This window comes from Pseudooceanicola lipolyticus (assembly GCF_002786325.1).
Classification (GTDB): domain Bacteria; phylum Pseudomonadota; class Alphaproteobacteria; order Rhodobacterales; family Rhodobacteraceae; genus Pseudooceanicola_C; species Pseudooceanicola_C lipolyticus.
In genome coordinates, this window is the sequence record NZ_PGTB01000221.1 from 1 (window position 1) to 4,905 (window position 4,905).

The 4,905-nt window shown below is 66.0% G+C and carries 4 protein-coding genes; 3 read left to right on the top strand and 1 reads right to left on the bottom strand.

Annotation, left to right across the window (positions count from 1 at the left end):
* Window positions 1-110 precede the first annotated feature (110 nt).
* Window positions 111-929, top strand: coding sequence for a tRNA (guanosine(37)-N1)-methyltransferase TrmD (gene trmD / locus CVM52_RS23535; protein WP_100164773.1), 819 nt, complete (start codon window positions 111-113; stop codon window positions 927-929).
* Window positions 930-953: 24 nt separating this feature from the next.
* Here the strand turns inward: trmD and CVM52_RS23540 are convergent, their stop codons facing one another.
* On the bottom strand, window positions 954-3,545 hold the full coding sequence (locus CVM52_RS23540) for a M10 family metallopeptidase C-terminal domain-containing protein (protein WP_100164774.1): 2,592 nt from the start codon (window positions 3,543-3,545) through the stop codon (window positions 954-956).
* A 393-nt stretch (window positions 3,546-3,938) separates the two neighbouring features.
* Here CVM52_RS23540 and rplS point away from each other — a divergent pair, with 393 nt between their 5' ends.
* Window positions 3,939-4,322, top strand: coding sequence for a 50S ribosomal protein L19 (gene rplS / locus CVM52_RS23545; RefSeq protein ID WP_100164776.1), 384 nt, complete (start codon window positions 3,939-3,941; stop codon window positions 4,320-4,322).
* A gap of 11 nt (window positions 4,323-4,333) precedes the next feature.
* On the top strand, window positions 4,334-4,555 hold the full coding sequence (gene rpmE / locus CVM52_RS23550) for a 50S ribosomal protein L31 (protein ID WP_100164775.1): 222 nt from the start codon (window positions 4,334-4,336) through the stop codon (window positions 4,553-4,555).
* The last annotated feature ends 350 nt before the right edge of the window (window positions 4,556-4,905 follow it).

The window sequence follows — 4,905 nt, forward strand, 5'->3', positions numbered from 1 at the left end:
CGAGGCGGCGGTGGCCGATGCGTTGCTGGCGCTGAACCGCTCCGGGCTTGATGCCGAGGCGCTGGCACGGCACAAGGCGGCCCTGCTGCAGCCCGCTGATGGAGAGACCGATGCCGGATGAGCCCCAGGACCAGGCCACGCCGCGCCCGCCGCGCGCGCTGGGCCGCAAGACGATCCGCCCGACGCTGACCCCGCGCGAGCTGATCACCCCGACGCCGGACCTGAAAGGCGTGTGGAAGGCCAAGGTGATCACCCTGTTCCCGTCCGCCTTTCCCGGCGTGCTGGGCGAAAGCCTGACCGGCAAGGCGCTGCAGGAGGGGCTGTGGCAGCTGGAGGCGATCGATCTGCGCCAATTCGGCATCGGCAAGCATCGCAATGTCGACGACACCCCGGCGGGCGGCGGCCCCGGCATGGTGCTGCGCGCCGATGTGCTGGGCGCCGCGATCGAGGCGGCGCAGGCCGGGGTACAGGGGCACTGGCCGCTGATCTACCTGTCGCCGCGCGGCAAGCCGATGAACCAGGCGCTGATGCGCCGCCTGGCCCGCACCGAGGGGGTGACGCTGATCTGCGGCCGCTTCGAAGGCGTCGACGAACGGGTGCTGGAACAGTACCGCGTCGAAGAGGTGTCGCTGGGCGATTTCGTGATGACCGGCGGCGAGATCGCCGCGCAGGCGCTGATCGACGCCACCGTGCGGCTGATGCCCAACGTGCTGGGCAATGCCGCCTCGGTCGAGGAAGAGAGCTTTTCCTCCGGGCTGCTGGAACATCCGCAATATACCCGCCCCGCCGAATGGCAGGGCCGCGCAATCCCCGATGTGCTGATGTCGGGCCACCACGGCGAAATCGCCCGCTGGCGGCGCGCGCAGTCCGAACGCATCACCCGCGAGCGCCGGCCCGACCTGTGGGCGGCGCGGGACAAGCCCGACTGACAGGCGCGGCGGCCGGGCGCGGCCTCAGAACAGCACCAGGTCGTCCGACAGCTTGTTGACCGATCCGACGCCGTCCAGCGTGATGCGGTGGCCGCCGAAATCGAACACCACCTCGCCGCCGACCACGTCGGCGAATTTGTTGACCACCTGCTTGACGCCCAGATCGCCGCTCCAAAGCTTCTTGGACAGGTGCAATTCGTCCGTGCCCTTGGCAAAATCGGTGATCGTGTCGGCGCCGAAATTCTTCTTGAAGATAAAATCGTCCAGATTGCCGCCGCCGGTCAGGGTGTCGTTGCCGCCGCCGCCCTCGATCCGGTCATCGCCGCCGCCGCCCTTCAGGCTATCGCTGCCGCCGCCGCCTTTCAGCACGTCCTTGCCGCGGCCGCCATTCAGCGCGTCATTGCCGCCGCCACCCTTCAGCGTGTCGTCGCCATTGCCGCCGTTCAGGCTGTTCTGGCCCTTGTTGCCGACCAGCACGTTGTCTTTCTTGCTGCCCGAGGCGTCCAGATTGCCGCTGCCGGTCAGCTTGGCGTTCTCGACCTGCTGGTAATCCTTCAGCTTGAGGCTGAAGGCCGAGGTCACCACTGTGTCGGTCCCGCCCTTGGCCTTTTCCGACACCACGTCGGTCGCCTCGCTGAGGATATAGCGGTCATTGCCCTTGCCGCCCAGCATGATGTCCTTGCCGGCGCCGCCGTTCAGCACGTTTTTCAGCCCATTGCCGATAAGCGTGTCATTGCCCGAGCCGCCAGTGGCGTTTTCGATGCGAACCCCGTTGGCGATGGTATAGCCGCCATGCACCCCCAGCACCGCCGAGACAAAGCCGCCGCCGCCCGGCTCCTGTTTCAGCGTCGCCTGGCGCAGGTCGATGGTGGCGCCGGCGCTGCCGGGATTGACGATGGTGTCCTTGCCGCCGGTGTCCCAGATCGCCTCGTACCCGGTGCCGGTGCCGTTCGCGGTCCACAGGGTATAGGTGTTGTTGACGCCGTTATGGTTGGTATTGGTGCCGTATTTCTCCTGGATCAGGGCGATGTCGAAGGCCATCGGCGTGCGCGCCATGCCATAGGCATTGGTGCCCGAACTGCCGTTGAACCCGGTCTGCCAGCCCTTGTTATAGGACATGATGGTGAAGACTTCCTGGTTCAGCTGGTCGTCGCCGACATCGCTGGACTTGGTCACGCCGGCAAAGACCGCCGAGGTGCCGCCGCCATTGTCATGCGGATGCGCCAGGCTCAGGCCATGGCCGAATTCATGCATAAAATTGGAATAGCCAAAGGCGCCTTTTTCCAGGAACCCGCCGGCCGCCAGCGACCAGACATCGGGATCGGTGTTGAACCAGCCGACGCCCTGGTTGGTGCCAAAGGCCGGATCCTGCGGAAACATCCGCCCGGTGGTCGAGGTATCGGCGAAATTCTTGGTCAGCACGAAATCGGCGCTGGCCGCAGTGCTGACCTCGGTGAAGGTCAGCGGCGAAAAGCGGGAAAACTCCGCCAGCGCCGCCGCGGCCTGCTGCATCTGATAGGCGTTCCAGGGCGAATCCGTGGTCTCGTTGGCGAAGGTCTCGCCCTGCTTGGCGAAGTAATAGGTGATATTGGTCTTGTTGAACTCGGTGCCGGCGCCCCAGTCGATGCCCTTCAGCGGGCTGGCCGGCGCCGGCGGCGAGAAATTCGCCACGGTCAGCTGGAAATCCCCGGTGTTGCCCGGCCCGCCCTTGGCCTTGATGTAATATTTGCCGTTGTAATCGGCGGTGAAGGTCAGGGCCGAATTCAGCGTGACGCCGTTGTCGTCATTCAGCGCCACGGTCGTCAGGTTGCGGTCGGCGACTTCGAGGAACGGGTTGGCCAGCGGCGTGAAGGTGCCGAGGTAGGCATCCAGGAACACCGCATAGGTCTGTCCCTTCTGCACGGTGACGGCATACCAATCCTCGTCGGTGCCGAAATCGATGGTGCCCAGCACCTGGCTGCCCACCGCCACGCTGCCGGCGGTGCTGGTGGTGGCGCCGACGGTGTCGGCCGCCGCGTTGATCGGCGACAGGCTGATCTCGTATTGCCCGGTGGTCTGGCCGCCGCCGCCAAAGCCGGTGGCGCCGGCATAATAGATCCCGGTGCGCGTGGCGGTCACCGTCAGGACCGAGTTCAGCCCGGTGCCGCTGTTGTCATCGGCAACCAGGAAAGTGCCGTTGTTGTCGAACAGGTAGATCTGCGGATCGGCCAGGCCGAAGAAGGGCAGCGCCTTGAGGCTGATCTCGTATTGCTGGCCCTGGGTCAGCGACATGCGGAACCAGTCGGTATCGCCCGGCACGCTGATCTCGGCCGTCATCCGTTGCCCGCTGCCCAGCGAGACCGGGGTGCCGGTGCCGCTGGGAATATCGAACAGCGCGGTAAAACCGGTCGGGTCGGCACCGGCCAGCGCCCCTGCATCGCCCGCCGGGGCCGCGGCGGCCGGGCCGCTGCCCAAGCCGGTGGCCGCGCCGCCGAACAGCGCCGCGCCATCGGCGATGGTCAGCCCCTGATGTGCAAGAAGTGTCGCGGCGTTGCCCGGCCAGATCGCGGCATGCCCGTTACCGGACGCCCCGCCCACGACCGCACCCGCATCGCCCAGGCCGCACAGACCACACATGGTTACCCCCCACTCTGAAACATGATTTTTGTGGTTTTATTTTAATTGAATGACGCCAGTTTCCGTCAGGTCAGGTCACGGATCAACTGAATTCTGCAACCGGCCCGGGCGCAGCACCGCGCAGGGCGGACAAACCGCTTGATCCGCACCGCCATTTCCCCTAAAGCACCGCTGGTCCGGACTCGCTCACGCGGTTCCGGACCGCTGGTTATGGCGCATCGCTTTTCTGCCCGGCTTTCTTCGGCCTGCGGCGCGCGGTGCACCCGACCCGAACAAGGAATGGACGAACCGATCTCTGGCGGGCTGCTGCGGCGGGACCCGGGTGAAGACCAAGAGCTCTCGGCGCGCGCAAACCTTCGCGGAGCAAACCGCGAGCAGACCGGAGTAGATGCGATGGACCTGATCGCACAGATCGAGGCGGAACAGATTGCCGCCCTGGGGAAAGAGATCCCCGACTTCAAGGCCGGCGACACCATCCGTGTCGGCTATAAAGTGACCGAAGGGTCGCGCACCCGCGTGCAGAACTATGAAGGTGTCTGCATCAGCCGCAAGAACGGCACCGGCATCGCCGGCTCGTTCACCGTGCGCAAGATTTCCTTCGGCGAAGGCGTGGAACGGGTGTTCCCGCTGCATTCGACCAATATCGAAAGCATCACCGTGGTGCGCCGCGGCCGCGTGCGCCGCGCCAAGCTGTATTACCTGCGCTCGCGCCGGGGCAAATCGGCCCGGATCGCCGAAGTGTCGAACTACAAGCCCAAAGCGGGCGCCGAGGCGTAAGGAGACGGGTCATGAAAAAAGACATCCATCCCGATTACCACATCATCGACGTGAAAATGACCGACGGCACCGTGGTGCAGATGCGGTCGACCTGGGGCAAGGAAGGCGACCAGCTGTCGCTGGATATCGACCCCACGGTGCACCCGGCCTGGACCGGTGGCGGCACCCGCCTGATGGATACCGGCGGCCGTGTGTCGAAGTTCAAGAAGAAATACGAGGGCCTGGGGTTCTGATCCCCTCCCCTTCTGCAAGCTGCGGCGCCGCTCCCTTTGGGGGCGGCGTTTTTCGTTGCGCCCTGCCCCCGGCGCGGCCGCGGCGGCAGATGCGCGGAATTTGAGTATTTTTAGGGAGAAGAAGGGCGGGCGTGGCGCCGGGTGGTGAGGGAATCGCAACCTGTTGCCGGCAGTCTGGGCTGATCGCAACGGAGCGTTCGCCATGCCCCCGTCGGTCGCACAGACCCTGTCCCATGCCGGCCGCGCCGCCAAGGCCGGCGATCTGGCCGCGGCCGAGGCGTTGTTCCGCCAGGTGCTGGAGCGCTATCCCGGCAACCGCAAGGCGCGCGCCGGGCTGAAGGCGCTGGGCC